The organism is Pseudomonas sp. GW821-FHT07F01, assembly GCF_059418825.1.
Window position 1 is genome coordinate 681,716 of the sequence record NZ_JBWKQO010000001.1, and the last position, 26,803, is coordinate 708,518.

The following is a 26,803-nucleotide window of genomic DNA, read 5'->3' on the forward strand; positions in this document are numbered from 1 at the left end:
GTGCGACAAGGGGCTGTTCCATTCGCCCACCCTGGAGGCGCCCGCCATGCCTGATCTGCCCAAGCCTGCTGCCATCCCTGAATTCCCCGTGTGCCACGCCCGTGGCGGCACCTCCACCGGGCTGATCCTGGCCCGCGAAGCGCTGCCCCGGGACGAAGCGCTGGTGGAAGAGTTGCTGCGCCACCTGATGGGCGTGCCGCTGCATGGCGAGTGGCCGGGCAACAGCCAGATCACCGGCCTGGGGCGCGGCGGGCCCACCAGCAACAAGGTATTCATCGTCGAGCGCCGCCCCGGCGAGACGCGGATGATTAGCACCCTGGCGCAACTGGCGGCGGGCAAGAGCGCCATCGACTGGAGCGTCAACTGCGGCAACATGTCCGCGGCCCTGCCGTTGTACGCCCTGCAGCGCGGCTGGCTGGAGCCCGGGGAGGGCGGTGGGCAGATCGAGATCTACAACAGCAACACCCAGACCACGATGTATGCGCGCTTAGGCTTCGCCAATGGCCGGCTGCTGAGCGACACGCGGATTCCCGGGGTCAACGGGGTGTTTCCCGGGGTCGACCTGTTTCTCGACAAGCCGGTGGGGGCCAAGACCGGCGCGCTGTTCCCCACCGGCAAACGGGTGGACCTGCTGGACGGCATCGCCGCCACCTGCATCGACGTGGCGGTGCCCATGGTCATCCTGCGTGCGGCGGACCTGGGCAAGACCGGCGAGGAAACCCCGGCCCAGCTGGACGCCGACCCGCAATTCAAGGCGCGCCTGCTGGAACTGATGGTGCTGGGCGGGTTGCGCATGGGCCTGCGCAAGCGCGACGGCAGCCTGATGAGCGCCGACGAGCTGCGGCGCAGCGAAACCATCCCGAAGATCTGCATCGTCAGCCCAGCGCGAGAGGGTGGGGATATTGCCACCCGCTACTTCACCCCGCAGAACGCCCACCCGTCCCTGGCGGTGTCCGGCGGTTGCTGCCTGGCGGCGGCCTGCCTGGCCGAGGGCACCGTGGCCCATGCCTTGTTGGCGCGGGCGCCGGTGCTAGGCGAGGAGCCGGGCGAGTACCCGCTGGCAATTGAAAACCCCGCCGGGGTGCTGGAGACCCTGATCAACGCCCGGCTGGCCGGTGGAGAGCTGCTGATCGATGGCGCCGCCTACCGGCGCAGCGCACAGATCCTGTTGCAGGGCAGCACGCCGCTGTACAACGCCTCCCCAGCGTTGATCGCCGCCCTCGGCTCCGTCTAACCACCACCGAGGCTCCTTCGCGGCCACACAGAGTCCAACCCCGCGCGTGCCCCGCTTCTTGTGGCCGCTGCCGAAGGCTGCGCACGAGCCGCAGGCTCGCTGGCGATCCCCCTGGCGCCTAGGCCCCTTCGGTGCCTATCGCAGCCTGCGGCAGCGGCTACAGACGGGCGGCTGTGGTTCAGCGCTGGGGGAAATCCCGGCGCAGGGCATCCACCCCTGCCAGCAGCCGAGGCACGGAATTGCAGGCCAGGGGCAGCGTCACTTGGCAGCCGTCCAGCCGTTGCTCCGGGTTCAGCCAGGGCGGTGCGGCTTCAAGGCAAAAGTGGATCTGGATCTGCGGCTCGGGGCCGCCCAGATAGTGAAACGCCAGGCAGGGCTCGGTGAACCAGCAGGGCCGGGGAGGGCCTTCGGGCTGATCCAGGGCGTGTAGCCACTGGGCCAACTGATCGAGCTCATGAGTCCTCAGGCAGGCATCCTTGAAACGCCAGTCGCCCTGGGGATGCTCGATGCGGCCCTGCACCATCAGCCAGTTGGCGTCCAGGTGATCGTGGCTGCCAGGGAACTGGTAGCCAAGGATGTCCAGCTCCACCCGCAGCTCAGGTGGGGCCCTGAATATCAGGGGCATATCAGCGAGCCTCGCCGCCATCGGGAAGAAACTGCGGCACCTTCTGCTGCAGCAACTGGATCAGCTCCGGGTCCATGAACTCGTAATCATCGGGAATGTTCAGGCAGACAATCTGCTGGTTATTCAACTGCGCCTTGAAGCGCTTGCGCAGTTTTTCCCGGTGCCGGGTTTCCATCACCACAATCAGCCCGGCCCATTGCACCAGCTCCGGGCCCAGGGGCACCTGGGCGTCGTGGTTGAGGCCCGCCGAAGCGGTCTCGATCCCCGGCCAGTCGGCAAACACCTGCTCGGCGGTGGGGCTGCGCAGCTTGTTCTGGCTGCAGACAAACAGGACATTGAGCATTGGGCCGAACTCCTTGGCACAGGCGCCCGGCCCGTGGAGGGCAGGGCAAAGGCGCTGATTTTTCGTGGCTTTGGCCGCGCTGTCCAGCAACTTGTGGCAGGCCGGGTGAATGGCGTGGGTCAGCGCCAGTTGCCCGTCAAGCGCCGGGGCTGCGAAACTGTCGGCCCCTTTACCCCTATCACTTATTCCATGCCCGCAGCCCCGTTCACCTCCCCCCATCTGGGCCTGGCCCTCAGGCGCTGGCGCCTGTTGCACCGGGTCAAGCAGCAGCACGCCGCCGAACTGTTCGGCGTGGCGCAGTCGAGCATTTCCCGTTGGGAAAACGGCCGGCAAGCCATGGAGCCGGCAGAGCGTGCGCGCCTGGAACAACTGCTGGCGGCCAACCTCAGCGCCGCCGCCGATCAGGCCCTGGCGCGGCTGGTGAACGACAGCCCGCGCGCCGTGCACCTGGTGTGCGACCTGACCCACCGCCTGCTGGCCTGTTCCGCCACCCGCGCCGGGCAGTTCGGCGTGCCCTTGAGCGAGCTGCTGGGGCACTCCCTATGGGGCTTCTGCACCGAGGAAATCGTGCGTAAGGAAGCCGCCCTGGATGACCTGGGCTGGCGCGAGGTGCTGGCGCCGCCGTCCCTGGAATTTTTCAGCGGCCACAACGATTCGGCCATCGTGCCCATCGCCCCCAGCCAGTGCCGTTGGACCCGCCTCAACCTGTCCGACGGCAACGCCGTGCGGCTGGTGGAAACCCTCTGAAACGGCGCCACGGATATTTTATCCGTGGCCCCGGCAGCACCCCTTGGCTAGTCTGGTTGGCCATCGCTCGCCGCCTTTCAGTGCCGGCTGTGTTTTGCCCACCCGCGCAGGTCTTTCCATGAACAGTGAACTTCTCAGCGGCCGTCTCGACTTTCTCCGTGAAGCGGAAAAACTCAAGGACGTGCTGCGCAGCGCCCACACCTCCAGCGGCCGCCAGGAAAGCACGGCCGAGCACAGCTGGCGCCTGTGCCTGATGGCGCTGCTGTTCGAAGACCAACTGGGGGACCTGGACCTGCTGCGGGTGCTGAAGCTGTGCATCGTCCACGACCTGGGGGAGGCCATTCACGGCGACATCCCGGCGGTGGCCCAGGCTGCCCACCCGGACAAGAGCCAGCAGGAGCGCGCGGACCTGCAACTGCTGGCCCGAGCCCTGGACGCCCCGGCCCGCCAACGCCTGCTGGACCTGTGGGATGAATACGAAGGCGCCGCCAGCACCGAGGCGCGCGCGGTCAAGGCCCTGGACAAGCTGGAAACCCTGCTGCAACACACCCAGGGCCAGAACCCGGCGGGTTTCGACTACCGCTTCAACCTCGGCTACGGCCGCCGCTACACCGATGCCAGCCCGCTGTTCCAGGCTCTGCGCCAGCAGATCGATGCCGACACCCAGCGCCGCCTGGACGCCCAGGCTCAGGCCGCGGTTCAGCATCGGCTGCGCTAAACAAGCCTGGGCGCCGCTCGCCAGATCCGGGGCAGGTTCCCAGGGGGCAGGGCGCCCCGCGCAGAAACCTTGCAGGCATCATGGTTTTTTTCTGCCAGGGTCATCAAGCGGGTCTATTTTTACCTTCGCTTGCCGTTCACTACGCTTTTCATACGCACGTCCAGCCTCGGGCCCATATCGAGCAGCCGGGTAGGGATGACCGAAGGAGAGTCCCATGTCCAACGAATCCAAGTGTCCGTTCAAACACACCGCCGGCGAAGGCACCAGCAACCGCGACTGGTGGCCCGGCCAACTGAACCTGAAGATCCTCCACCAGCACTCGCCGCTGTCCGACCCCATGGCCGAGGACTTCGACTACGCCGCCGAATTCAACAGCCTGGACCTGGCCGCGGTGAAGCGCGACCTGCAGGCGTTGATGACCGACTCCCAACCCTGGTGGCCGGCGGATTTCGGCCACTACGGCCCGCTGTTCATCCGTATGGCCTGGCACAGCGCCGGCACCTACCGCATCGCCGATGGCCGTGGCGGCGCCGGGGGCGGGCAGCAGCGCTTCGCCCCGCTCAACAGCTGGCCGGACAACGTCAGCCTGGACAAGGCGCGGCGGCTGATCTGGCCGATCAAGCAGAAGTACGGGCGCAAGATCTCCTGGGCCGACCTGATCATCCTCACCGGCAACGTCGCCCTGGAGTCCATGGGTTTTAAAACCTTCGGCTTTGCCGGTGGCCGCCAGGACGTCTGGGAGCCGGAAGACAACGTCTACTGGGGCAGCGAAACCACCTGGCTCGGCGACCAGCGCTACAGCGGCGACCGCGAGCTGGAGAATCCCCTGGGGGCGGTGCAGATGGGCCTGATCTACGTCAACCCGGAAGGCCCCAACGGCAACCCCGACCCGCTGGCGGCGGCCCGGGACATCCGCGAAACCTTCGCCCGCATGGCCATGAACGATGAAGAAACCGTGGCCCTGATCGCCGGTGGCCATACCTTCGGCAAGACCCACGGCGCCGGCCCGGCGAGCCACGTCGGCCCGGAACCGGAAGCCGCCGGCCTGGAAGAGCAGGGCCTGGGCTGGAAAAGCAGCTTCGGCACAGGCGTCGGTGGCGACGCCATCACCAGCGGCCTGGAAGTGATCTGGACCACCACCCCGACCCGCTGGAGCAATGACTTCTTCGACCACCTGTTCGGCTTCGAATGGGAACTGACCACCAGCCCCGCCGGCGCCCACCAGTGGCGGCCCAAAGCCGGCGCCGGGGCCGACAGCGTGCCCGACCCCCACGACCCGAACAAACGCCGCCCCCCGTCGATGCTCACCACCGACCTGTCGTTGCGCTTCGACCCGGCCTACGAGGCGATCTCCCGGCGCTTCCATGAGCACCCCGAGCAACTGGCCGAAGCCTTCTCCCGGGCCTGGTTCAAACTCACCCACCGTGACATGGGCCCGCGCGCCCGCTACCTGGGCCCGGAAGTGCCGGCCGAGGAACTGATCTGGCAAGACCCGATTCCGGCGGTGAACCACCCGCTGATCGACGCCCAGGACATCCAGCAGCTCAAGGGCCAGATCCTCAATTCCGGCCTGTCCGTGGCGCAACTGGTGTCCACCGCCTGGGCCTCGGCCTCGACCTTCCGCGGCTCGGACAAGCGCGGCGGCGCCAACGGCGCACGGATTCGCCTGGCCCCGCAGAAGGACTGGGAGGTCAACCAACCGCAGCAACTGGCCCAGGTGCTGCGCGCCCTGGAAGGGGTACAGAGCGCCTTCAACAGCTCGCAGACGGGTGGCAAGCGCGTATCCCTGGCCGACCTGATCGTCCTCGGCGGTTGCGCGGCGGTGGAACTGGCGGCGAAAAATGCCGGCTACAGCATCAGCGTGCCCTTCGCCCCGGGGCGCATGGATGCCAGCCAGGAACAGACCGACGTCGAATCCTTCGCCGTGCTGGAACCCGTGGCCGATGGCTTTCGCAACTACCTCAAGCCGATCAGCGGCGTCACCGCCGAAGCCCTGCTGGTGGACAGAGCGCAACTGCTGACCCTGACCGCCCCGCAACTGACCGTGCTGCTGGGCGGCCTGCGGGTGCTGGGGGCCAATGTCGGGCAATCGCCCCACGGCGTATTCACCGCGCGCCCGGGCACCTTGAGCAATGACTTCTTCGTCAACCTGCTGGACATGGGCACCCAATGGAAACCCCAGTCCGAGGCCCGCGACCTGTACGAAGGCAGCGACCGCGCCACGGGGCAATACAAATGGAGCGGTACTCGGGTCGACCTGCTGCTGGGTTCAAACTCGCAACTGCGGGCCCTGGCCGAGGTGTATGCAGCGGCGGATGCGGGTGAGCAGTTCGTGAAGGACTTTGTGGCGGCCTGGGACAAGGTGATGAACCTGGACCGGTTCGATCTGCGCTAAAAGGGGAGCAAACCGGGTAATACGACAACGCCTCCCTAGGGAGGCGTTTTTACTGGCCCGGCTACTGCGTTGCCCCCACCCGTTGCACCTCCGGGAACAGTTGGCCCAGGGTGCTGCGGGCCTGGGCCGCATTCAGGTAGGCGTAGAGCAGGTCGGTCAGGGCTTGGAAATCCAGGCGCTGGCCATCGAGCATTGGGTTGAACAGCCACAACCGCACGCGCATGCCCGCGGCCACTGGCCAGGCATGGGGCGCGGCCAGGGACTTGAAGCAGGCTGGCGCCAGGGCCGGCGCACGGCTACCGGCGATCACCGAGAACACCACCCCCAGGCTCAGGTAGCGCTGCTCCAGTTCGAAACCATCGAAACACACCCAGGGAGTGGGGTCGGGCGCATTGGCGAACTGCAGGGTGTCGGGGGTCAGCGCCAGCACCTGCTGGCCATGCCGCCGACGCAGGGCTTCGGCCGCCGCCAGGCCCACAAGCCCGGCGCCCAGCATCAGCGCCCCGGGCAGCCAGAACCACAGCTGGGCAGAGCGCAACTGCCAGGCCGAAGGCAGGCTGGCCAGCCAGCCGCCCAACAGCACCAGCAGCAGCGAGAGCAGGGCCAGCATGACCGCTTGCCCAAGGGAGCGCTCGCGAATCTCGCAGCGGCGCCGGGGGCCGTCGGCATCGGCCTGCAGTTGCAGCAACAAGGCTTCTTTTTCGGCGTTATCCACGGCCTTGCAACTCATCCAGCTGTTGCTGTGCATTGGCCGCCTGGCAGTAGGCGTCCAACAGCGCGGCAATGTCATCGATGGCCAGTTTGCGCCCCCCGCTCATCAACCCGGCGGAATGAATGCGAATGTGAGGTTCGGGGCTCTTGAGCGCCATGGCCTGGTTGCCGAACACCTGGCGCACGGGCCTGTGGGTCGGCAGCGGGCTGCCCGGGCGCAGGGTCAGCTGCTGCAGGGTCAGCAGCCCCTCATCCTTGACATGGACATCCACCACGTCCGTCAGGTTGACCGGTGCGCTCAGGGAATCCACGAACAGCTGGCGCCGGGTCAACCGCATGAAGGCATGCTGGCCGGCGTGGCGATGCTGCCAGGTCACCAGGGCGAACAACGCGGACAGAAACAGCCCGCAGAGCAACATGCCGGTCTTGCCCTGCTGGATACCCCAGGCCAGCATGCCCAGCGAAATCAGCGTGAACAGCGGGCCCAGCAATTGATAGCGGCGCGTGTTGGTGAATTCGCTCTGCTCGGGCACACGCTGGATCACCTGTTGGAGCTGGGCGATCACCTGTTCGCGCTGAGCGTCGCGGGATGCATCGGGTTGCAGCGATGAAGTCATAAACAAGTCCTTGATTCACAGAAAACAAAGCGGCCGAGCGCCTGGGTGCCGGCGCTCCCAGGGCTTACCGGGCCTTGAGATAGTCGGTAAGGAACGCCTGGGCATCGCCCTGGCTCGACAGGTTCTCGTCATAGCGCACCCGCACCGGCGCGGCTTCACCCGGCAGGTACAGCTCGCCCCAACCCTCCTGGAGCACCAGCACCACGAATTTCTGCCCGTCGACGGTCGTGGCGTAGCGGGTATCCTTTGCGGTCTTTTCCACGGCCATTTTCTGGATGCGCAGGTTCCAGTCGTGATCCACGTCCTCAACCTGCACCAGGGCCTGATGCTCACTGCGCTCACCGATGCGCAAGGTCCAGACCTTCACCCCCTGCTGGCCGACATAGGCCGCCAGCTTATCCGCCACCGGGGGCCGTTCATCGGCTTGGGCCAGGCCGGTTATCAAGGCCAGCGCCATGGCCCACACGGCCGCCCATCTGCAATAAAGCTGCATTGTTCACACTCCTGACATCTGAAAAAGCCGTTCATTGAAGTCGGCACCTGCTGCCCTGCCAAGCGCTTTGGCCGTCATTCACAAGAAAAATTCCGACGCTCACAACCACCGCTGCGCAAAGTGTGAGTGAGTTACCATTGGCCGCCGTAGCAACCACCCCCATGGACCCGCTTTGCCGATGGAATGCTGGAACCCCTACCTCGATACACAATTCTGCTTCGACCGGCCGGTTGGCCTGGCCCGCGCCGGGGTGTTCGACCCCAGTGCCCGGCGGGTGATGGGCAGCGCCGTCGGCCACTACCGCGCCCGCACCGTGCGCCCGCACTTGCAGTACTTCGACTGCAACCTGCAATTCCCCGATCCGCTGCGCATCCACAAGGTATTGCCCGACAGCCTGTGCATCGTCCAGGTGCTGGCCGGGCAATGGCAGCACCGGATCGACGGCCAGCTCCACCACTACACCCCCGGCGCGCCCCAGGCCCTGGGCCTGAGCGAAACCATGGAAGCGCTGGACCAGATGCCCGCCGGCAGCCACGCGCGCATGGCCGGCCTGCGTATCGCCGGTAGCTATCTGCGGGAACTGGCCGAGGAAGACCCGACGCTGCAGCCCTTGCTCGGCCTGCTGGACGACGGCATCCGCTTTCGCCAGTTTCAACGCTGCCGGGCGCTGGGCAGCTTGCTGGAGCGGCTCTACCAAGCGCCGTACCAGGGCGCCCTGCAACGCCTGCACCAGGAAAGCCTGAGCCTGGCGGTGCTGGTGGAACTGGCGGTGCACCTCCAGGGCCAGCGCCCTGCGGCGCCCACGGTGCGGGGGCAACTGGACCTGGCCCACGAAGCCCGCCGCCAGCTCGACGCCCACCTGCTGGACCCGCCCGGCAGCCAGGCGTTGGCCCAGCAACTGGGGGTAGGAGAGACCACCCTGCGCCGCGCCTTTGCCCAGGTATTCGGCCAGTCGATGCTGCAGTATGTGCGGCGCCAACGCATGGAGCTGGCACGCACTCTGTTGCGTCAGCGCAAATGGCACGTGGCGCAGATCGCCTACCGCCTGGGCTACGCCAATCCGGCCAATTTCAACCACGCCTACAAGGCCCACTTTGGCCATCCGCCCGGCGCGGAAGGCTAGCGCAGGCGCACCCCAGCCCCTTACGCCTTACTCGATCGTCAGCGATACCTACATCGATCAAGCCATGCAAGAGGGTGGCAAGGTGCTGGCCTACAGACCCGCGGCGCGACAGGTGGATGGTTACGGACAGCCCATCACCCCGGCGCGGCGAATCGAAGTGGTTGAAAATCCAGGGCAGGACAGCGACGAAAACGGCCTGGCCAAGATCGCCGGAATACCCGCCTGGATTCAGGGTCAAGAGACACGCCCAGGCTTGAACTATGTGCTGCAGATCAACAACTCCCGGCTGAACAGGGCCGCTCAAGAGCACAAGGGCATTTTGGTCGGTGGAGCCTGCTACCTGCTATTGAAGCAAGGCATTGATGACGAAGACCTGATGGCCGGGGCCCTCAGCGTCATGAACCAGGACCGGTTTGATCTGCGTCGAGAGGGATGCACACGGGGAAAAACGACAACGCCTCGCTAGGGAGGCGTTGTCGCAGAGCGGTCGCGGCCGCCCGACGCTTTACTTCGCCTTGAGGTACTCATTGAGAAACGCCTGGGCATCGCCATAGCTGGACAGGTTGCTGTCATAACCCACCTTCAGCGGCTTGGCCTCACCCGGCAGATGCAACTCGCCATAGCCTTCCTGAAGCAGCAGCACCACGAACTTCTGCCCGTCCACCTGAGTGAAGTAACGGGTGTCGCGGTCGGTTTGCTCCACGTTCATTTTCTGAATGCGCATGTTCCAGTCATGGTCGGCGTCTTCCACCTGCACCAGCGCCTGATTGGCGCTGCGCTCACCGATGCGCAAGGTCCAGACCTTCACCCCATGCGGCCCGGTGTAGGCCAGGATCTTGTCCGCCACCTGTGGCCGTTCCTCGGCCTGGGCCAGCCCGGTTCCCAGTACCCACGCCATGACCCAAGCGGCCGCCCAGCGGTAATAAAGCTGCATCCTTCTAGCTCCTGAACATGAAAAAGGGCGTTTATTGAAGCCGACCCGGGCGGCGCTGCCAAGCACCCAAGGCAACAGGCGGGATAAAAAAAACGGCGCACACGCAGGACTCACCCGCCACCGACCTGTCGCGAACAGCACACTCTTTGCGCCCTCGGCTAAATACAGGTCGCAAGCGTGGCGAGGCAAAACGTCGCCACCGGTAGTCTAAGAGCACCACCCGGGAGACTTTCAATGATTCGACGCGCTTGCTTGGCCGCTCTATTGACCATGACTGCCGCAACCGCCTTTGGCGGCCCGGGCCACGATCATCTCTATGCGTTCGGTGACAGCTACTCTGACAATGGCGCGGGTGAAACCTTCACCAAAACCATGGCCGCGCAGAAGGTCAAAGATGCACAGGAGCTGCCCGGTTCGCTGTATTGGCAGGGACGCTGGAGCAATGGTCCCACCGCGGTCGAGCACTTGGCGCAGGCCTTGAAAATCCCCTTGACCGACTACGCCATTGGCGGCGCCAAAAGCGGCAACGGCAACTACTACGCCTGGATGCAGCCCTCTCGCGACACTGGGGTTTTCGGCCAAATCGCCGATCACCTGAAAGCCGCTAAAACACACAAAGCGGATCCGGATGCGCTGTATTTCATTTTCATCTCAGCCAACGACTTTTTTGAATGGGCCGACTTCGCGCACCCAGAAACGATCGACGTGCTTGGCCAGAACAGCGTGGCGAACATACAGAAGAGCACCGAGACGCTGATCGCCGCAGGGGCGAAGCACCTGATGGTGGTGGGGACCACGGATTTGAGCCATGTGCCGGCTGTGGTGCAGGGCAATCAAGTCAAGAACGCAACGCAATACCAGCAGATACTCGAACAAAAACTGCCCGCCGTGCTGACAACACTGGCTAACACCCATCACGTGAGCATTGGCTACTTCGACCACCTGGCCTTCAGCAACGCGCTTCGCGCGGCACCCGAGGTGGCGGGCCTGAAGGATCTGGATACCCCGTGCCAAGCCACCTACCCGGACGTCAAACCCGTGTGTACGGATCCGGATGCCCATTACTACTGGGATGAATGGCACCCGACCCGCAAAGTCCACAGCCTGGCCGCCGAGGCGATGCTTGAAATGCTGAAAGCGAGCCGTTGAGGTTCGCTATCCGCCCATAGCCGGTCAGCACTGCCCGGCTATGAGCGCCAAGCATTGTCATGGTCGTTGCTCGGACATCCTTGCCCTTGTCGTTGAGAACAGCACGCTGCGTTCACAGGACGCTTAGCGACATGTGACCTTGTCGGCACCTTGGGGGGAGACGCCGGCAACGAGTTCTCCAGTGGTATGGCGGACATGGGCTTGGCTCCATTCTTGAGGTCGTTGTTTGGGCTTGAACGCGATAAAGTGACCCGCCTCAAAGCGCCTGACGCACAAGCTGCGCCTCTGCACATTCCAGCCCGCGATCGCGCCCCGATTCAAAGGCTACATTTTCAGGACGAATACCCCATGAGCCAACTCACCGCACTGATCGCCCAAGCCCAAGCCGGGCTGTCGATCCAGCAAAACATTCCCCAGGAACGCTGGGAGGCCATCGCCACCCAGTGCGGCGCGGCGGAAATCGCCGAGATCAAAACCCGCATCGCCTCACTCAAGGCAGACAGGGAAGCCGTCGAAGACTGGGACGGCGACACCCGCGATGACCTGTATTTCGCCATCGCCGACTTCACCCGCCTGCTGGAACTGGCCAGCGCCCACGCACAAGGTGAATGAACATGCCGATTGATCGCACAACGGATTATTTCGAGAGCAGCGAAGGCGACGTGCGCCTATGGATAGAGCAGGGCAGTGCCATTCATCTCAAGGCCATCAGCCCGCACAACGACCCGGTGGAACTGACGGCGGAACAGGCCCTGGAACTGGCCCTGGCACTGCAACGTTTGGCCAGCCGCCTTGCCGACTGAAAGCAGCCCCAAGACCAGCGCCCACGCAACCACCTGGGCAACTGCACACCTGAGAGGAACAGACCCTGTTTAACGAACTAGTGTTTTTGCACGAAGACCCTGACCAGGACTCCGCCTACCTCGGCGGCAACCCCTACCTGCCTGAGTCCATCCCTTGGCCCACCGACTCGATGGGCGCCCCCTTGCTGCACCTTGCCAGTCTGCCGGCCAGCTTTATCAATCGATACCTCGCAGGCATGCAATTGAATGACGAGTTGGTGGTTTCGCTGTTTACGCCTTACTCAATCGTCAGCGACACCTACATCGACCAAGCCATGCAACAGGGCGGCAAGGTGCTGGCCTACAGGCCCGCGCGGCGACAGGTGGATGGTTACGGACAGCCCATCACCCCGGCGCGGCGAATCGAAGTGGTTGAAAATCCGGGGCAGGACAGCGACGAAAACGGCCTGGCCAAGATCGCCGGAATACCCGCCTGGATTCAGGGTCAAGAGGCACGCCCAGGCTTGAACTATGTGCTGCAGATCAACAACTCCCGGTTGAATAGGGCAGTTCCAGGGCACAAGGGCATTTTGGTCGGCGGAACCGGCTATCTGCTATTGAAGCAAGGCATTGATGACGAAGACCTGACGGCCGGAGTCCTGATCATCCAGAGTTCATAAGAAGGGGGCGAGCCCTCAGCCCACGAGGGCAAAATCCTTGGGATCGAAGCGCTCGCGGGTGTCCATCTGAACATTGCGCAGGCTCGCGGTTTGCTGCTGGCTGGCGTACAGCGACTCGGCAGAATAACTGATCAGCAGCGAACGCCGGCGCGCGCCACTGCGGTTGCGGCAGGCCCCATGCACCAGATCGGCATCGAACAGCAGCACGTCCCCCGCATTACCCGCCAGATGCACCACCCGGGATTCATCACTGAAATCAAAGGGCGCCAACTGCTCCCCGGGGCGATGACTGCCGGGCACGATGCGCGTCGCGCCATTGGCCGGCCCATAGTCATCGAGATAGACCAGCGCCGTGACCCGGTCACCGAGGCGCTGCTCCGACAGATCCCGGTGCAATACCTGATGACCGCCCCCCGCCAACGGCTCGCGGCCCTCCACCTGCGCCAGAAAAAAGCCTTCCCCGATCAACTCCCCGGCCACCGCCAACAGCGCCGGCAAGCGACACACCGCCTGCACCCGTGCATCCAGATCCACCAGCGCATGCCGCCAGTCCGGCCCCCGAGGCACCGGCCATTGCTCGGGCCCAATCACCCCCGCCTCGAACGTGGCCCGCAGCTCATCCAGCCAGTCGGCGGGTACTGCCTGACGCAGCAACTGGTAACCGTTTTGATGGAGCTGTTCGCGGTCGATCATGGGGGGGCAGATGTCCTTATCCGGGGTGGGGGAGAGCATAACGGCTCGCTAATCCGAGCGACATAACCGGCTACGGTTTAGCGGTTGCCGGACACAGAGCAGAGCGCCTAGTCTGCTGCGGTCGCTGCAAAATCAGCGACCGGGCCTGAGAACCCGATCAGATGCAGGCACATTGTTGATCAGGGAGTTTCAATCATGTCTGCCGGTAATCTGTCTGAATTTTGCTGCTGTTCCTTTCGCCTTCCTCCGCTTAAAAGCCTCTGCTGCCAGACCCTGGCAGGAGGTGCACGATGAGCCATTCAAACTCCATCAAAACCCAAGGTTTTGTCACCTTTGGCCAATGTGCCGATCCTGAACTAACGTTGTTTCGCGTCAATGCGGATGTGCCTTTGCAGCAGGCGTTGGAGCAGGCTTCGACGTTGTTGTACTACGCCAAGAAGTTAGCGTTGGATGCGGCTATGGAAGAGCAGGGGGAGCGGTATGCGTGGGCTGCGTATTTTTTGGCGGAGATGGGGAAGGCGGTGATTGATGATGTGGGGCTGTGAGGGGGAAGTTTTGGTTAATGGTGAAAGTTTGACTTGAAGCTGTTCTCTGAAAAAATAAGCTACAGACGGTGGAGGTAATAGTTAAACTATTACCTCCACTAATATCTGAGTTTTAGGAAAGCTCAGAAATTACAGATTGTAGCGACGTCAAACATGTCGTTACATGTTTGTGTCGGCGTACTTCTGGCGGCAACTGAGCAATTCTATTTATCACATCTCTACTGTAGTTCAAGATTTCGATACGGTGGTGTGGAGTTATTTCTGGCTGATGCATTCGTACAAACTCGTTTATTGAAGCGGCTACTCTGTATGGGTAGTGCTTTTTCTCGTGTAGCATTTGTTTGGTCAGTAATGCTTTCGATTCTAGATACAAATTGTATGCGAGTTCGTAGTTTTTCTCTCTTGTTGCTTTAACCATTAGGAATCTAGCGTAGTGGTTGTCGATTTGATAAGTGTCGTAATTTATGTTTTTGGCAAGTGCGTACGAAGATTTGAAGTATGGAGCGATTTCGTCTAGGTCATCCTCGAAGGACAGTCGGGCGATAGCATATTGAAGCCAGTAATGAGGGTTTCTGTTTGTAAATTCTGTACTTTGAATAGCTTCATAGAATTTAATTGTTGCGCCGCGCAATCCGTTTTTTGGCAAGAGTTTCTGTAGTGCGCTGAAACTCATAATACTGCGCATGAAGTAATCGTACTCCGGAGATTGATTGCGCAGTTTTAGTGCTTGTAAAAACATTTCCAGTAAGATTTCTACAACTACTGAGGCGTCCGCTAGTTTAGTGAGGTAGTACTCAGCCAGAACAGAAGATTTCAATCTGATGTGTCCGGTTGAGTCATCCCAAAGGAACTGGACGCTTTCTCTGTCGGTATTTGATAGGCGAATTAATGGTGCGTCTTTTAAAAGCTCGTTAAGGATGCTTCTGTCGCTCGATAATCCACTGCCTTTCAGTATGAATACTGCAATTGCAATTCTGCGTAAATGACTAGGCAATTGTAGAAATAGTGATGAGATTTTTTCGGATATGTGTGGTGAGTTATAGATTTTTAATAGCAGTTGATGTAGTTGTCCATCGCAGCCAGCTCTCACGATGTTTAGTTTTTCTATATCGCTAAATGCCGAAAACTCTGCCCAGAGACCGTAGCTGTCAATAAGTTCAACGATATCGTTGACTTCACTTCTGTTTAGCCTATTTAGATCGATTTCGGCAAATGTCGTAACACGCAAAGAGTTTTCTAAACGATCCCTGAATGCTTCGTGTACGTGAGATCGCCCGGTAAGTATAAATCTGAAGTTTTTACCTGTCCGTCGGATAGAAACAAAATCGATAAAATCAAGGTATGGAACATAGTTATCAATAATTAATGCTGTGTTACCTGGGAGGTCCAGTAACTGAATCGCTTCTTGTCTAGAGTTCTTTGTGTCTGAAGTGAATCTATATACATTCCATCCCAAGCCGGCAAGATTTTGCGATAATTGCTCAAGCGCAACAGTTTTGCCATTTCCGAGGTCGCTTACTAATACAATGTCTTCTGTGGTTTTTAAAACTTCAGATATGTGGGTGCTGGAAAGGCGATCAATAGTGTATTTTCTAGAATTGCCATCCTCGTTAGTGGGGGAAAGCAGCGCCTGTTCTATCTGGCCATATAAGAATAGTTTTTCAACATCTGCGTTATTCGGCTGCCTAGATAATGAAGGAGCAGCGATTTTTTCTAGTGCAATGAAAACATTTTTGCTCTTGCTTCTGGAGTATGTGAGAGATTCTGTGGCGATGGAGTTGGCTAGTTGCTGAATTCCAATCGGTAGCACATTGCCAAATAAAGGTAACATTATTTGGTCCGTGCTAGACGGCGCAGGGGAGGTTATAAATATTGTTTTATGCTTAATGTCTTCGGCGTGAAATAGTCGTTGGATATCCAAGTCGTACATGGAGTAGCCAATGAATATTACCGCCCGTGCCAGCCGAACATCCTGGCGCAAAACACCCGCCCAATTCGATCCGGTTAGTCCGTCGGAAAGGTAACTCCCTGCGGTCAGTTTAAAACCGCCAGCCAAATCCAATACGGAGAGTTTGTTTATGAATCCATTTACGTGCAAGCAAATTCTGGCGCTGGAAATATATTTCTCTGGTAGGTCCTCCAGCGTCAGTGGGACTAACGACTTAGCGTTTTCAGCTGAGCTTTTTTCGAGTAGGTCATCGTAGTTTGTCGTGTATATACGCTGCCAAGGAAGCTTCATTATCTCAATGTGATGTTCGGCAGGCGCTCTAATGGAGAATGTATTTCTACATAATTCTGCCAGCTTTGCAGCGCCGTATTTTTGTACGTAAAGCTGAGATGCTAGGGCTAAATTATCGTCTGCATCGTTTACAGCACACTCTGAAAAAAGAAATTTAGCAAAATCCCTGCCGTTCATTGGCGATTTCTTTTCAAGGTTTTGTGACCCGTAAGAAAAGCCAGAACCCGTAAATAAAACTGCGTTTCCATCTATGGCGTGCTTAATTGCTTCGGTCAGATCCATCTGTTGTCTCTCAATGATTTGGTTGGAAATATGCGTAAAGTTCCATAGTTTCACTAAGCCATCACCGAGTCAATTTCAACTAAGGTCGGATGTAAATGGCCTCATGGAGCCAGCTTGCTTGTGACTCGCCCGAGGTTCATAGACGCATTTGAGTGATTGCCTCCGGTCGGAAGCAGTCTCTACCAGTGCACATGAACATGCTAGACCACGGATGAAATGACGAGAGTAGGGCTATCCTCCGTGTCATCTCTTTAAGCTGCTTATCTAAGCGTTCTGTCTAAGGGGCAAGGTATGACCGTCGAAATCGTCGAGTTCAGAAAACTGCTAGGGGCCGGGCGGCGCTATCTGGAGGGCGCCACCACCCTCGCTGAACTGAGCGGTCGAGCAAGAGCAACATTGGAGGCCGGACACTTCTGGGGAGCAGCAGCGCCACTCATAGACGTCGCCCGAAACTGGGAACACATGATTAACCGCGCCTGGAATGAGATGGGCGAGCACCACGCTCCGCTGACCGCGGCCCAGTTCAGCGAATGGTTGCGGCAACAGTTCTACTTCCCAACCCGTGACAGCTAGTTTTCAGTAAACGAAAGAGCGGTGCATTGCGCTTCCGCTCAGTAGCTCGCCTCAAAACGTCGGCGGCGTAATCACCCACAACACTACCGCATCCTCCTCCCCTGGGTTCCCATACTTATGCGGCTCCTGGCTGGAAAAGCTAAAGCTATCCCCCTCACTCAGCTGAAAATACCGCTCACCCACCCACAGCTCAAAGCTCCCCGACAGCACATACCCGGCTTCCTCACCCTCATGGCTATAACTCTCCTTGCTGTAGGTCCCCGGCGGAAACCGCGAGTGCAAAAACTCCAACTGCCGGGTCGGTTGCGGGGTCAACAGCTGATCGATAATCCCGTTCTCATAATTCACCTGCAGCCGCTGTTTTTTGCGTACCACATAGCCTTGGTCTTCGGGTGCGGTTTGGGTTTCGCTGGCGAAGAACCATTGGATGGTCACGCCCAGGCTGCGGGCGATGTTGAACAGGGCGGGGATGGAGGGGTAGGCGAGGTTGCGTTCCAGTTGGCTGATGTAGCCGGCGGTGAGTTCGCTCTGTTGCGCCAGTTCGCTCAGGGTCAGGCCGCGGCGTTTGCGCAGGCCGCGGATGCGGGTGCCAAGAAACTGTGGGCCGCCAGGGGCTTGGTTGTCGCTGCCGGGCTCCGGTGCGGGAGGGCGGCTCGCGGGCGGCGTCTTGCTGCTTTGGTTCATGGCGGGCTCCGGACCAGGGGAACGGGCGCGTCCGGGCACCCGTCCTGCAAAAGGCCTGGAGTATAAAGCAGCCTCAAAGCGCCCAGGCGACTTTCAAGCCTTCATGGATGGCTTCTTCGACGGTGCGCGGTGCCAGGCAGTCGCCGATGCGTTGGAAGGGCACCAGGCCTTTGAGTTGTTGGCCGAGGTCGTCCACGGATTGGTGGCCTTGGCACAACACCAGGCTGTCGACGTTTTCCAGCAGCATGGGTTCGCCGCTGGCGGTGTGTTGCAGGTACACGGTGCTGTCGTCGCAGCCATAGAGGCGGGCGTAGGGGATGATCGGGACCGCCAGTTTGTGCAGTTCGCCGGCCAGTTGGTCGCGCACGTAGAGCGGCAGGTTTTCGCCGCAGTGGGTGCCGTTGACCGCCAGTTGCACTTGGTGCCCGGCGCGGACCAGGCGTTCGGCGATGCCGGGGCCGATCCAGTCGCAGCGCCAGTCGGCCACCACGACGCTGCGGCCCAGTTGTACTTCGTCGCGCAGTACTTGCCAGGCGTCCACCACTTGCAGTTCGCCGCCGCGTTCGAAGTTCGGCCAGTAGGGTTGGGCGCCGGTGGCGATGATCACGTGGTCGGGGTTTTCGCGCTCGATCAGGGCGCGGTTGACCCGGGTGTTGCGCACCACTTCCACACCGGCCAGTTGCATTTCCCGTTGCAGGTTGGTGCTGGCGCCGCCGAATTCGCTGCGCCGGGGCAGCAGTTGGGCCAGCAGCACTTGGCCGCCGAGTTGGGAGGTGGCTTCGTAGAGGGTGACTTGGTGGCCCCGTTGCGCGGCGACGGCGGCGGCTTTCATCCCGGCCGGGCCGCCGCCCACCACCAGGATGCGCTTGCCGCGGGCGCTCGGCTTGGGCTGGCCGTAGAGCAGTTCGCGGCCGGTTTCCGGGTGCTGGATGCAGGAGATCGGCAGGCCCTTGTGGAAGTGGCCGATGCACGCCTGGTTGCAGGCGATGCAGGCGCGCACGTCCTCGGCGTGGCCGCTGTCGCTCTTGTTGGGCATCTGCGGGTCGCAGATCAGCGCGCGGGTCATGCCGCACACGTCGGCCTGGCCCTTGGCGATGATCGCCTCGGCTTCCTGGGGCTGGTTGATGCGCCCGGTGACGAACAGCGGGATCGACAGCTTGGCCTTGAAGGTGCCGGCTTCCCGGGCGAGATAAGCCGCTTCCACCGCCATGGGCGGGACTATGTGCACGGCGCCGCCGAGGGAGGCGGAGGTGCCGGCGACTATGTGCACGTAGTCCAGTTGCCCTTGCAGCAATTGCACGGCGGCCAGGGATTCGTCTTCGGTGAGGCCTTCGGGGTCGCGTTCATCGGCGGAAATCCGCAGGCCGATGATGAACTCGGCATCGGTGCTGGCGCGCATGGCGCCGAGGATTTCCCGGATAAAGCGCAGGCGCTGTTCCAGCTCGCCGTTGTAGCCGTCGGTGCGGCGGTTGACTCGCGGGTTGATGAACTGCGCCGGCAGGTAGCCGTGGCTGGCCACCAGTTCCACGCCGTCCAGCCCGGCCTGATGCAGGCGCCGGGCGGCGTCGGCGTAGCCCTGGATGATCTCGTCGATCATGTCCTGGTCCAGGGCCCGGGGCATGACCCGGAAGCGTTCGTTGGGCACCGCCGAAGGGGCGTAGGCCACGGCCAGCAGGCCGTCGGCGGACTCCATGATTTCCCGCCCCGGGTGGAAGATCTGCGACAGCACCAGGGTACCGTGGGCGTGGCAGGTTTCGGCCAGGCGCCGGTAGCCGTCGATGCAGGCATCGTCGGTGGCCATCAGCACGTGGCTGGTGTAGCGCGCACTGTCGTGGACCCCGGCCACCTGCAGCACGATCAGGCCGACGCCGCCTTCGGCCCGGGCGCGGTGGTAGGCAATCAGCTGTTCGTTGACCAGGTTGTCGGTGGGCATCGAGGTGTCGTGGCCGCTGGACATGATGCGGTTCTTCAGGCGTTTGCCACGGATCTGCAAGGGTTCGAACAGGTGCGGGAAGGCGCTGATCATTGCGGTGACTCCAGGCGGGCCAAGGGCAGGGGGCGGGGCCTTGGCGTTGTTATTGTTGGCCTATCAAAATTTACCGCCAGTAAAAAATCAACTTGTTTTTTTACTAAGGCTTGCAGTAGCTTCGATCTGCGCCCGCTCCCGGGGCCAACCTCACAACAATAAAAAAGGGCTGTGCCGGCGCCTGCCGGTGTGGCACCGCGAAGAGGATTCACAGATGAAAGCGCTCACCCGCAAGCACGGTTGTTCTTTCCTGGCCCTGAGCCTCGCCCTGGGTCTGACCCTGGGCCAGGGCACTGCCCAGGCAGCCCCCGACATGGTGGTCGTGGCGTACGGCGGAGCCGGACAAAAAGCCCAGGATGTGGCGTTGTTCCAACCCTTCAGCAAGGCCGATGGCAGCAAGCTGATCCAGAGCGAATACAACGGCGAAATGGCCCGCATCAAGGTCATGGTCGACACCGGCAACGTCGACTGGGATGTGGTGCAGATCGAAGGCCCGGACCTGATGCGCGGTTGCGACGAAGGCATGTACGAGCCCCTGGACTGGAAGACTCTGGGCCGTGCCGAGCAGCTGATTCCCGATGCCGCCCAGCCCTGCGGCTCGGCGGTGCTGGTGTGGAGCGTGGCCATTGCCTACGACCGCAACAAGCTGGCCAAGGCCCCGGCGTCCTGGGCGGATTTCTGGGACGTCAAGCAGTTCCCCGGCAAGCGCGGCCTGCGCAAGCGCGCGGTGTACAACCTGGAATTCGCCCTGATGGCCGACGGGGTCAAGGTCGAGGACGTGTACAAGGTCCTGGCCACGCCCGAGGGGGTGGAGCGGGCCTTTGCCAAGCTCAGCGAACTCAAGCCCTACATCCAGTGGTGGGAGGCCGGGGCCCAGCCGGGGCAGTGGCTGGCCGCCGGTGATGTGGTGATGACCTCGACCTACAGCGGCCGCATCGCCGTGGCCGCCCAGGCCGGCGCGCCGCTGGCGGTGGTCTGGCCCGGCAGCCTGTACGGCATGGACTACTGGGCGATCATCAAGGGCTCGAAACACGTGGATCAGGCCAAGCGCTTCATCGCCTTCGCCAACACTCCCGAGGTCCAGGTCGACTACGTCAAGCAGATCCCCTATGGCCCCACCAACACCCTGGCCGCAGCCAAGCTCGACCCGGCGCTGGCGCAGTGGGTGCCGACCTCGGAACAGAACCTCAAGGGTGCACTGGCGATGGACGTCGGGTTCTGGGTCGACCATGGCGAAGAGCTGGAAGAGCGCTTCAACGCCTGGGCCAGCAAGTAAGCGCAACGGGCTGGACGTCTGCGGATGTCCGGCCCTATTGTTTGCCAGCCCAACAGCCTGGAGGACTCCAACAATGAACAATATCGCTCCCAGCCCCCACGCCCTGACCGAGCGCAGCAGCACCGAGCAGCGCCTGCGGGAAGAATTGGCGGCCTGCTACCGCCTGATCGCGCACTTTCGCATGACCGACCTGATCTTCACCCATATCTCGGTGCGCCTGCCCGGGCCCGAGCATCATTTTCTGATCAACCCCTACGGCCTGATGTTCGATGAAATCACCGCCTCCAACCTGGTGAAGATCGACCTCAATGGCGAAGCCGTGGAGCCGTCGCCGTACCCGGTGAACCCGGCGGGGTTCGTGATTCACAGCGCGATTCATGGCGCCCGGGAAGACGCCCAGTGCGTGCTGCACACCCACACCAAGGCCGGTTGTGCGGTGGCGGCGCTCAAATGCGGCTTGCTGCCGGTGAACCAGATTTCCATGGAGTTCTATGGCCGCGTGGCCTACCACGATTACGAAGGTGTGGCCCTGGACCTGAGCGAGCAGCAACGTCTGGTGGCCGACCTCGGCGACAAGAGCGTGCTGATGCTGCGCAACCATGGCTTGCTCACCGTGGGCGAAACCGTGAGCCAGGCGTTTTTGCGCATGTACTACCTGGAGAAGGCCTGCGAGATCCAGCTGGCGGCCCAGGCAGCAGGGGAGATCGTGCTACCGCCGGACGCGGTCTGCGCCCACACCGAACGCCAGTTCAACGACCCGGGCCGGCCGCTGCAGGAAGGCGAACTCAACGACCCGGACGCCATGCAGCTGGCGTGGGCAGCGTTGTTGCGCCTGCTGGAGCGCATCGCCCCCGACTACCGCGCCTGACCACACGTGGGTTTGTATCTACCTGTAGCCGCTGCTGAGCCCTGGCGAAGCTGCGAAAAGCCCGCAGGGCCTTGCTTGACGATCTCCAGCCGAACCTGTGTCGTCTTCAAGATCTTTGCGTCCCTGCGGGCCGTGCGCAGCCTTCGGCAGCGGCTACAGGGACCGCGCCGTTTGTTGTTTTTGTCACGGTGCTCCCGGCTTTGTCATGTGTAGCCGCTGCTGAGCCCTGGCGAAGCTGCGAAAAGGCCCGCAGGGCCTTGCTTGACGATCTCCAGCCGAACCTGTGTCGCCTTCAAGATCGTTGCGTCCCTACGACGGAATGCCGCCCAACTCGTTCGCAGCCTTCGGCAGCGGCCACAGGAAGCGGTACGGCTCGGGCGGCCACACAAACGCTGGATAGCCACGGAAGGCCTGTTGTACAGTCGTTCAGTTTCAACTTCCCGCCACTGTCCAAGGAACCCGCCCCATGAGCCAGGAAGCGCGCTTTTCCCGCCTGGAACCCGACCTGCGCAAGGCCGAGCTGATCGAGGCGACCCTGACCTGCCTCAAGCTCCACGGTTTCCAGGGCGCGTCGATCCGCAAGATCTCCGCCGAGGCTGGGGTGTCGGTGGGGCTGATCAGCCATCACTATTCCGGCAAGGACGAACTGGTGGCCGAGGCCTATCGCGCCATCACCGGGCGGGTCATGAGCCTGCTGCGCGAGGCCATGGAGCAGGCCGCGCCTGATCCCCGGCAGCGGCTGTCGGCGTTCTTTCGCGCCTCGTTCTGCGCCGAACTGCTGGACCCACGACTGCTGGATGCCTGGCTGGCCTTCTGGGGCGCGGTGAAGACCGCCGAGGCGATCAACCTGGCGCACGAACATTCCTATGGTGAATACCGCAACGAGCTAGCCGGCCTGCTGGGCCAGTTGGCCGGCATTCAGGGCTGGAAAGGCTTCGACGCCGATCTGGCGGCCATCAGCCTCAGCGCCTTGCTCGACGGCCTGTGGCTGGAATCCGGGCTCAACCCGGGGACCTTCAGCCCGCAGCAGGGCGTGCAGATCTGCGAGGCCTGGGTCGAGGGGCTGCTGGCCAGCGGCGGGCGAGGTTTCGCTGTGCCGACATAGGGCTGTTGATCGGTTGTTCAGTAATGGCTAGGCTGCTGCGCTGTAGGTGGTTTCTCTAATAAAAATAATCAGGAACACAGGCGATGACTCCTCGGGTATTGATCGTCGACGACGATCCGCTGATTCGCGAGCTGCTTCAGGCTTATCTCTCTCAGGAAGGCTACGACGTGCATTGCGCCGCCACCGCGGAGCAGGCGGAGAGCTTTCTCGGCCAGCACACGGTGGACCTGCTGATGCTGGACATCCGCCTGCCGGGCAAGGACGGCCTGACCCTGACCCGGGAACTGCGGGTGCGTTCGGAGGTGGGGATCATCCTGATCACCGGGCGCAACGACGACATCGACCGGATCGTCGGCCTGGAATGCGGCGCCGACGACTACGTGATCAAACCCCTCAACCCCCGCGAGCTGGTGTCCCGGGCCAAGAACCTGATCCGTCGGGTGCGCCAGGCCAGCCCGCCCCAGGCCCCGGCCAACAGCCCGAGCCCGGTCAAGCAGTTCGCCGACTGGGCCCTGGACACCGACCGCCGCCGGCTGATCGACCCGCGGGGCGCTGAAACCCTGCTGACCCACGGCGAATACCAATTGCTCAGCGTGTTCCTGCGCAACAGCGGCCATACCCTGAGCCGCGACCAGTTGATGGACCAGATCCGCAACCGCGAATGGGTGCCCAGCGACCGTTCCATCGACGTGCTGGTGGGCCGCCTGCGGCGCAAGCTGCACGACGACCCGGCCGAGCCGGAGCTGATCATCACCATCCACGGCGCCGGTTACCTGTTCACCGCCAGCGTGGCGGCCTGAATTGCTGCGTCGCGCGCTGGTGCTGTGCCTGGGCCTGTGCCTGATCCCGCTGGCCGGCGCGACCTGGGCCGAGCCCCAGCCTGTGCTGCGTTATTGCGACTACCCGGTGTACCCGCCGATTTCCTGGAGCGACGGCAGCCAGGTGCGCGGCCTGGCACCGACGGTGGTGCGCCAGGTGCTGGGGGACCTGGGCTATCAGGTGCAGGTGGTGGTGCTGGGCAACTGGAAGCGCTGCCTGCTGGACGCCGCGGCCGGCCGGGTGGATGTGGTGCTGGCCTACAGCACCGGCCAGCGCCAGCAGGACCTGTTGTTTTCCCGGGTGCCGGTGCTGCGTGAGGAGGTGGCGCTGTTCGTCAACCGCCGCAACCTGCCGAGTTTTACCCACTTGCAGGACCTGACCGCCTACCGCGGCGGCCTGCTGTTCGGCGAGAGCTACGGCCAGGATTTCGACCGCGAAGTGGTGCAGCACGGCAATATCGAATGGGTCTCCAGCAGCCAGCAGAATTTCGGCAAGCTGATCCGCCAGCGCATCGATTTCATCCCCCATGAACGCCGCACCGGGCAGTTGTTCATCGAGCAATTGCCGGGGGCCGAGGACATCATCGCCTTGCCCCAGGCGGTGAGCGTCGACTACCTGCGCCTGGCGGTGTCGCGCCATTCGCCCCTGGCGGCGCGCATGGCCGAGATCGACACCCAGTTGCAGCGCCAGGTGGACAGCGGGGCGATCCAGCGCTGGCTGGCGCAAAGCCAGGACGACTACCGCGCCATGCTCAAGGCCCAGGTCGAGGACCGGCCATGATTGCGCTGCGGCCCAGCGGCCTGTTGCGCCGCCTGCTGCTGTTTATCCTGCTGTTCAGCCTGTGCTTCACCGTGCTCGCCAGCAGCGTGCAGCTGTACTTCGAATACCGCCGGGAAATGCGCGACATCGACAGCCGCATGGAGCTGATCCGCGCCGGTTACCTGGGCAGCCTGGAACGCAACCTGTGGGACCTCAACCAGGAGCAGCTGACCGTGCAGTTGCAGGGGCTGGTGGACTTTTCCGATGTGGCCCGGGTGCACCTGATCAGCAACGATTTCGACTTGCAGCAGGGCAGTGCCGAGCTGATCGGGCCGCTGCGGGTCGAGCGTTTCCCCCTGAGCTACCAGCCGCCGTCCGGGCCGCTGCGCCAGCTCGGCGAGTTGCAGGTCAGCACCGATCTGGGGGCGGTGTACCGGCGCCTGTACGCCACCGGGCTGGCCAGCCTGTTGTGGATGAGCGTGTTTCTCTGCGGGCTGGCGGTGGCCTTGTCCGGGCTGTTCTACCGCCTGGTGACCCGGCACCTGCAAGTGATGGCCGATTTTGCCCGGCGCGTGGCGGCCGGCGAGCTGCACGAGCCCTTGCACCTGGACAAGCGCCAGCGCCCGGACGGCGACGAGATCGACACCGTGGCCCGGGCCCTGGACGACATGCGCCGGGCGGTGCTCGACGATGTGCAGCGCCGCGAAGCCGACCGCCTGGCCCTGCAGGACAAGCGCGACGAACTGCAGAAAATGGTCCAGCGCCGCACCGCCAGCCTGATGCACGCCAAGGACGAGGCCGAAGCCGCGAACCTCGCCAAGTCGCGCTTTCTGGCGACCATGAGCCATGAACTGCGCACCCCCTTGAACGGCATCCTCGGCATGGCCGAACTGCTGCGTTCGGCGCCCCTGGGCAGCCAGGATCGCCAGCGCTTGCAGGCCTTGCATCAAGCCGGGGAGGGCCTACTGAGCATCCTCAACGAAGTGCTGTCCTTTGCCCGGTTGGAGGAGGGCGAAAGCCGCCCGGAAGTGCGGGACTTCTCCCTGCGTCAGTTGCTGGAAGAAGTCACCACCTTGTTGCAGCCCCGGGCCGAGGCCAACCGCACCCGCCTGGAATTGCACATCGACGAACAACTGGCACCGCGCCAGCAGGGCGCCGAACAGTACCTGCGCCAGGTGCTGAGCAACCTGCTGGCCAACGCCATTCGTTTTACCGAAGACGGCTGGGTGCGGGTCGAAGTGCAGGTGCTCGACAGCACCGCCGGTGGCCAGCGCCTGCGCTGCTGCGTGCGCGACAACGGCATCGGCATTGCCGCGTCGATGCGCGAAAAGATCTTCGAGCGTTTCGTCCAGGCCAGTGATGAAGTCAGCCGCCGCTATGGCGGCACTGGCCTCGGGCTGGCGATCTGCAAACACTTGCTGCAGCAACTGGACGGACGCATCGGCGTCGACAGTGAGCTGGGGCAGGGCAGTTGTTTCTGGTTCGAGCTGGTGCTGGGGGTGGGTCAAGAGCCTTTGCCGTCGCCACAGCTTCAGGTGCCGGCGCAGGGTTTGAAGATCCTGGTGGTCGAAGACGTGGCCCTCAACCGCGAAGTGGCCAGCGGCCTGCTTGAGCGTGACGGCCATCAGGTGTGGCTGGCGCAAGACGGTGAAACGGCCCTGGCCCTGTGCCGGCAGCAAGCCTTCGACCTGTTGCTGCTGGATGTGCACCTGCCCGGCATCAGCGGGGTCGAGTTGTGCCGGGACATCCGCCGCCGCCCCGGGCCCAATCGGCAGGTGCGGATCTTCGCCCTGACCGCCAGCGTCCAGCCGTCTGTGGTGCGCAGTTATCTGCAGGCCGGGATGCAAGGCATTCTCGGCAAGCCGTTGCAGTTGGCCAGCCTGCGTCAGGCGCTGGCCGGGCAACTGCAGCCACCGCCGTTGCAGGCCCCGCAAGGCTTGCTCGACCAGGGCTTGCTGGACACTCATCGCAGTCTGTTGGGCGAGCAGAAGTTGCAGGACCTGCTCCAGATCCTGGCCGATGCCCTGGATCAGCAACAACCACTGTTGGCCGACGCCCTGGCCGCCGAAGACTGCACCGAGGTCCTGCACCTGGCCCATCGGCTGGCGGGCAGTGCCGACTCCCTGGGGTTTTGCGCGCTGGCCCGGGTGCTGCGGGAGTTGGAGGAGGCGGCGCAGCAGGCGGATCGCCCGGCTCTGGCGTCCCTGGCGGCGAGGCTGCAGCGGTCCTGGCAAGAGTCTCGGGCCTTGCTGCAGCGCTTGCTGGCGGCCTGACGTACAAAATCCTTACGACTTTTTACATCTTCGATCTTTTGCTTCAACCCGAACTTACATGGCTTTCCAATAATCGCTTCAGCCGCGCCCGCCGCGGCCTTCGAAGCTTA

General features: G+C 62.5%; 28 protein-coding genes. 18 read left to right on the forward strand and 10 right to left on the reverse strand.

Annotated features, from left to right (window positions below; genetic code table 11):
• Positions 1-46 precede the first annotated feature (46 nt).
• The gene (locus AC07R1_RS03225) at positions 47-1,234 is read left to right on the forward strand and encodes a PrpF domain-containing protein (protein WP_065363867.1); all 1,188 of its coding nucleotides are present in this window, start codon (positions 47-49) and stop codon (positions 1,232-1,234) included.
• 178 nt (positions 1,235-1,412) lie between these two features.
• Here the strand turns inward: AC07R1_RS03225 and AC07R1_RS03230 are convergent, their stop codons facing one another.
• Both AC07R1_RS03230 and AC07R1_RS03235 read right to left on the reverse strand, forming a co-directional pair.
• A complete protein-coding gene (locus AC07R1_RS03230) occupies positions 1,413-1,859 on the reverse strand; it encodes a WapI family immunity protein (protein WP_255313427.1) in 447 nt (148 codons plus the stop codon).
• A 1-nt stretch (position 1,860) separates the two neighbouring features.
• Positions 1,861-2,202 (reverse strand): low molecular weight protein tyrosine phosphatase family protein, encoded by a 342-nt coding sequence (locus tag AC07R1_RS03235; RefSeq protein WP_065363869.1) that lies wholly within the window; start codon positions 2,200-2,202, stop codon positions 1,861-1,863.
• A gap of 189 nt (positions 2,203-2,391) precedes the next feature.
• On the opposite strand from AC07R1_RS03235, the gene AC07R1_RS03240 reads away from it, so the two are divergent.
• From AC07R1_RS03240 to katG, 3 genes are all read left to right on the forward strand, one after another.
• A complete protein-coding gene (locus tag AC07R1_RS03240; protein ID WP_493168366.1) occupies positions 2,392-2,949 on the forward strand; it encodes a helix-turn-helix domain-containing protein in 558 nt (185 codons plus the stop codon).
• Positions 2,950-3,067: 118 nt separating this feature from the next.
• Positions 3,068-3,667: an HD domain-containing protein gene (locus AC07R1_RS03245; RefSeq protein WP_495110106.1), complete on the forward strand. Its 600-nt coding sequence runs from the start codon at positions 3,068-3,070 to the stop codon at positions 3,665-3,667.
• Between the two features lie 214 nt (positions 3,668-3,881).
• A complete protein-coding gene (gene katG / locus AC07R1_RS03250) occupies positions 3,882-6,062 on the forward strand; it encodes a catalase/peroxidase HPI (RefSeq protein WP_495110107.1) in 2,181 nt (726 codons plus the stop codon).
• Between the two features lie 61 nt (positions 6,063-6,123).
• Here katG and AC07R1_RS03255 read toward each other — a convergent pair whose 3' ends face one another.
• The 3 genes from AC07R1_RS03255 to AC07R1_RS03265 form a co-directional block, all read right to left on the reverse strand.
• Complete coding sequence (locus AC07R1_RS03255; RefSeq protein WP_495110108.1) at positions 6,124-6,792, reverse strand: hypothetical protein; 669 nt, start codon at positions 6,790-6,792, stop codon at positions 6,124-6,126.
• A complete protein-coding gene (locus AC07R1_RS03260; RefSeq protein WP_011060988.1) occupies positions 6,770-7,390 on the reverse strand; it encodes a hypothetical protein in 621 nt (206 codons plus the stop codon). Before AC07R1_RS03260 ends, AC07R1_RS03255 begins: the two co-directional genes overlap by 23 nt.
• A 64-nt stretch (positions 7,391-7,454) precedes the next feature.
• Positions 7,455-7,883 carry a hypothetical protein gene (locus tag AC07R1_RS03265; RefSeq protein WP_495110109.1) on the reverse strand — a complete coding sequence of 143 codons (429 nt, stop codon included), beginning with the start codon at positions 7,881-7,883 and terminating at the stop codon, positions 7,455-7,457.
• 178 nt (positions 7,884-8,061) lie between these two features.
• On the opposite strand from AC07R1_RS03265, the gene AC07R1_RS03270 reads away from it, so the two are divergent.
• Together AC07R1_RS03270 and AC07R1_RS03275 are read left to right on the forward strand one after the other, a co-directional pair.
• Positions 8,062-9,006 carry a helix-turn-helix transcriptional regulator gene (locus AC07R1_RS03270; RefSeq protein ID WP_047336585.1) on the forward strand — a complete coding sequence of 315 codons (945 nt, stop codon included), beginning with the start codon at positions 8,062-8,064 and terminating at the stop codon, positions 9,004-9,006.
• Between the two features lie 64 nt (positions 9,007-9,070).
• The gene (locus tag AC07R1_RS03275) at positions 9,071-9,472 is read left to right on the forward strand and encodes a hypothetical protein (protein WP_401403241.1); all 402 of its coding nucleotides are present in this window, start codon (positions 9,071-9,073) and stop codon (positions 9,470-9,472) included.
• Positions 9,473-9,511: 39 nt separating this feature from the next.
• On the opposite strand, the gene AC07R1_RS03280 is transcribed toward AC07R1_RS03275, so the two are convergent.
• Positions 9,512-9,940, reverse strand: coding sequence for a hypothetical protein (locus tag AC07R1_RS03280; protein ID WP_011060992.1), 429 nt, complete (start codon positions 9,938-9,940; stop codon positions 9,512-9,514).
• A 234-nt stretch (positions 9,941-10,174) separates the two neighbouring features.
• Here AC07R1_RS03280 and AC07R1_RS03285 point away from each other — a divergent pair, with 234 nt between their 5' ends.
• The 4 genes from AC07R1_RS03285 (at position 10,175) to AC07R1_RS03300 (ending at position 12,551) form a co-directional block, all read left to right on the forward strand.
• Positions 10,175-11,089, forward strand: coding sequence for an SGNH/GDSL hydrolase family protein (locus AC07R1_RS03285; protein WP_495110110.1), 915 nt, complete (start codon positions 10,175-10,177; stop codon positions 11,087-11,089).
• Positions 11,090-11,437: 348 nt separating this feature from the next.
• Complete coding sequence (locus AC07R1_RS03290) at positions 11,438-11,701, forward strand: hypothetical protein (RefSeq protein ID WP_103407483.1); 264 nt, start codon at positions 11,438-11,440, stop codon at positions 11,699-11,701.
• 2 nt (positions 11,702-11,703) lie between these two features.
• Positions 11,704-11,892, forward strand: a complete 189-nt coding sequence (locus tag AC07R1_RS03295; RefSeq protein ID WP_239692754.1) for a hypothetical protein — start codon at positions 11,704-11,706, stop codon at positions 11,890-11,892.
• Between the two features lie 86 nt (positions 11,893-11,978).
• A complete protein-coding gene (locus tag AC07R1_RS03300) occupies positions 11,979-12,551 on the forward strand; it encodes a hypothetical protein (protein WP_495110111.1) in 573 nt (190 codons plus the stop codon).
• 15 nt (positions 12,552-12,566) lie between these two features.
• On the opposite strand, the gene AC07R1_RS03305 is transcribed toward AC07R1_RS03300, so the two are convergent.
• Positions 12,567-13,244, reverse strand: a complete 678-nt coding sequence (locus AC07R1_RS03305; protein ID WP_495110112.1) for a phytanoyl-CoA dioxygenase family protein — start codon at positions 13,242-13,244, stop codon at positions 12,567-12,569.
• A gap of 290 nt (positions 13,245-13,534) precedes the next feature.
• Here AC07R1_RS03305 and AC07R1_RS03310 point away from each other — a divergent pair, with 290 nt between their 5' ends.
• Positions 13,535-13,789 (forward strand): DUF3077 domain-containing protein, encoded by a 255-nt coding sequence (locus AC07R1_RS03310; RefSeq protein ID WP_495110113.1) that lies wholly within the window; start codon positions 13,535-13,537, stop codon positions 13,787-13,789.
• Between the two features lie 112 nt (positions 13,790-13,901).
• Here the strand turns inward: AC07R1_RS03310 and AC07R1_RS03315 are convergent, their stop codons facing one another.
• Positions 13,902-16,310 (reverse strand): SIR2 family protein, encoded by a 2,409-nt coding sequence (locus AC07R1_RS03315; RefSeq protein WP_495110114.1) that lies wholly within the window; start codon positions 16,308-16,310, stop codon positions 13,902-13,904.
• A gap of 291 nt (positions 16,311-16,601) precedes the next feature.
• On the opposite strand from AC07R1_RS03315, the gene AC07R1_RS03320 reads away from it, so the two are divergent.
• Positions 16,602-16,883 carry a hypothetical protein gene (locus tag AC07R1_RS03320; RefSeq protein WP_495110115.1) on the forward strand — a complete coding sequence of 94 codons (282 nt, stop codon included), beginning with the start codon at positions 16,602-16,604 and terminating at the stop codon, positions 16,881-16,883.
• Between the two features lie 51 nt (positions 16,884-16,934).
• Here the strand turns inward: AC07R1_RS03320 and AC07R1_RS03325 are convergent, their stop codons facing one another.
• Both AC07R1_RS03325 and AC07R1_RS03330 read right to left on the reverse strand, forming a co-directional pair.
• Positions 16,935-17,567: a cupin domain-containing protein gene (locus AC07R1_RS03325; RefSeq protein WP_065363887.1), complete on the reverse strand. Its 633-nt coding sequence runs from the start codon at positions 17,565-17,567 to the stop codon at positions 16,935-16,937.
• A gap of 73 nt (positions 17,568-17,640) precedes the next feature.
• Positions 17,641-19,593 carry an oxidoreductase gene (locus tag AC07R1_RS03330; protein ID WP_495110116.1) on the reverse strand — a complete coding sequence of 651 codons (1,953 nt, stop codon included), beginning with the start codon at positions 19,591-19,593 and terminating at the stop codon, positions 17,641-17,643.
• A 214-nt stretch (positions 19,594-19,807) separates the two neighbouring features.
• Between AC07R1_RS03330 and AC07R1_RS03335 the strand changes: the two genes are divergently transcribed.
• The 6 genes from AC07R1_RS03335 (at position 19,808) to AC07R1_RS03360 (ending at position 26,693) form a co-directional block, all read left to right on the forward strand.
• Positions 19,808-20,869, forward strand: coding sequence for an ABC transporter substrate-binding protein (locus AC07R1_RS03335; protein ID WP_495110117.1), 1,062 nt, complete (start codon positions 19,808-19,810; stop codon positions 20,867-20,869).
• 73 nt (positions 20,870-20,942) lie between these two features.
• On the forward strand, positions 20,943-21,737 hold the full coding sequence (locus tag AC07R1_RS03340) for a class II aldolase/adducin family protein (RefSeq protein ID WP_015635397.1): 795 nt from the start codon (positions 20,943-20,945) through the stop codon (positions 21,735-21,737).
• A 466-nt stretch (positions 21,738-22,203) separates the two neighbouring features.
• Positions 22,204-22,842 (forward strand): TetR family transcriptional regulator C-terminal domain-containing protein, encoded by a 639-nt coding sequence (locus AC07R1_RS03345; RefSeq protein ID WP_053151166.1) that lies wholly within the window; start codon positions 22,204-22,206, stop codon positions 22,840-22,842.
• An 83-nt stretch (positions 22,843-22,925) separates the two neighbouring features.
• A complete protein-coding gene (locus AC07R1_RS03350; RefSeq protein ID WP_011061002.1) occupies positions 22,926-23,642 on the forward strand; it encodes a response regulator in 717 nt (238 codons plus the stop codon).
• A 1-nt stretch (position 23,643) separates the two neighbouring features.
• Positions 23,644-24,441, forward strand: coding sequence for a substrate-binding periplasmic protein (locus AC07R1_RS03355; RefSeq protein WP_495110118.1), 798 nt, complete (start codon positions 23,644-23,646; stop codon positions 24,439-24,441).
• Positions 24,438-26,693, forward strand: a complete 2,256-nt coding sequence (locus AC07R1_RS03360) for an ATP-binding protein (RefSeq protein WP_495110119.1) — start codon at positions 24,438-24,440, stop codon at positions 26,691-26,693. The genes AC07R1_RS03355 and AC07R1_RS03360 overlap by 4 nt, the downstream gene beginning before the upstream one ends.
• The last annotated feature ends 110 nt before the right edge of the window (positions 26,694-26,803 follow it).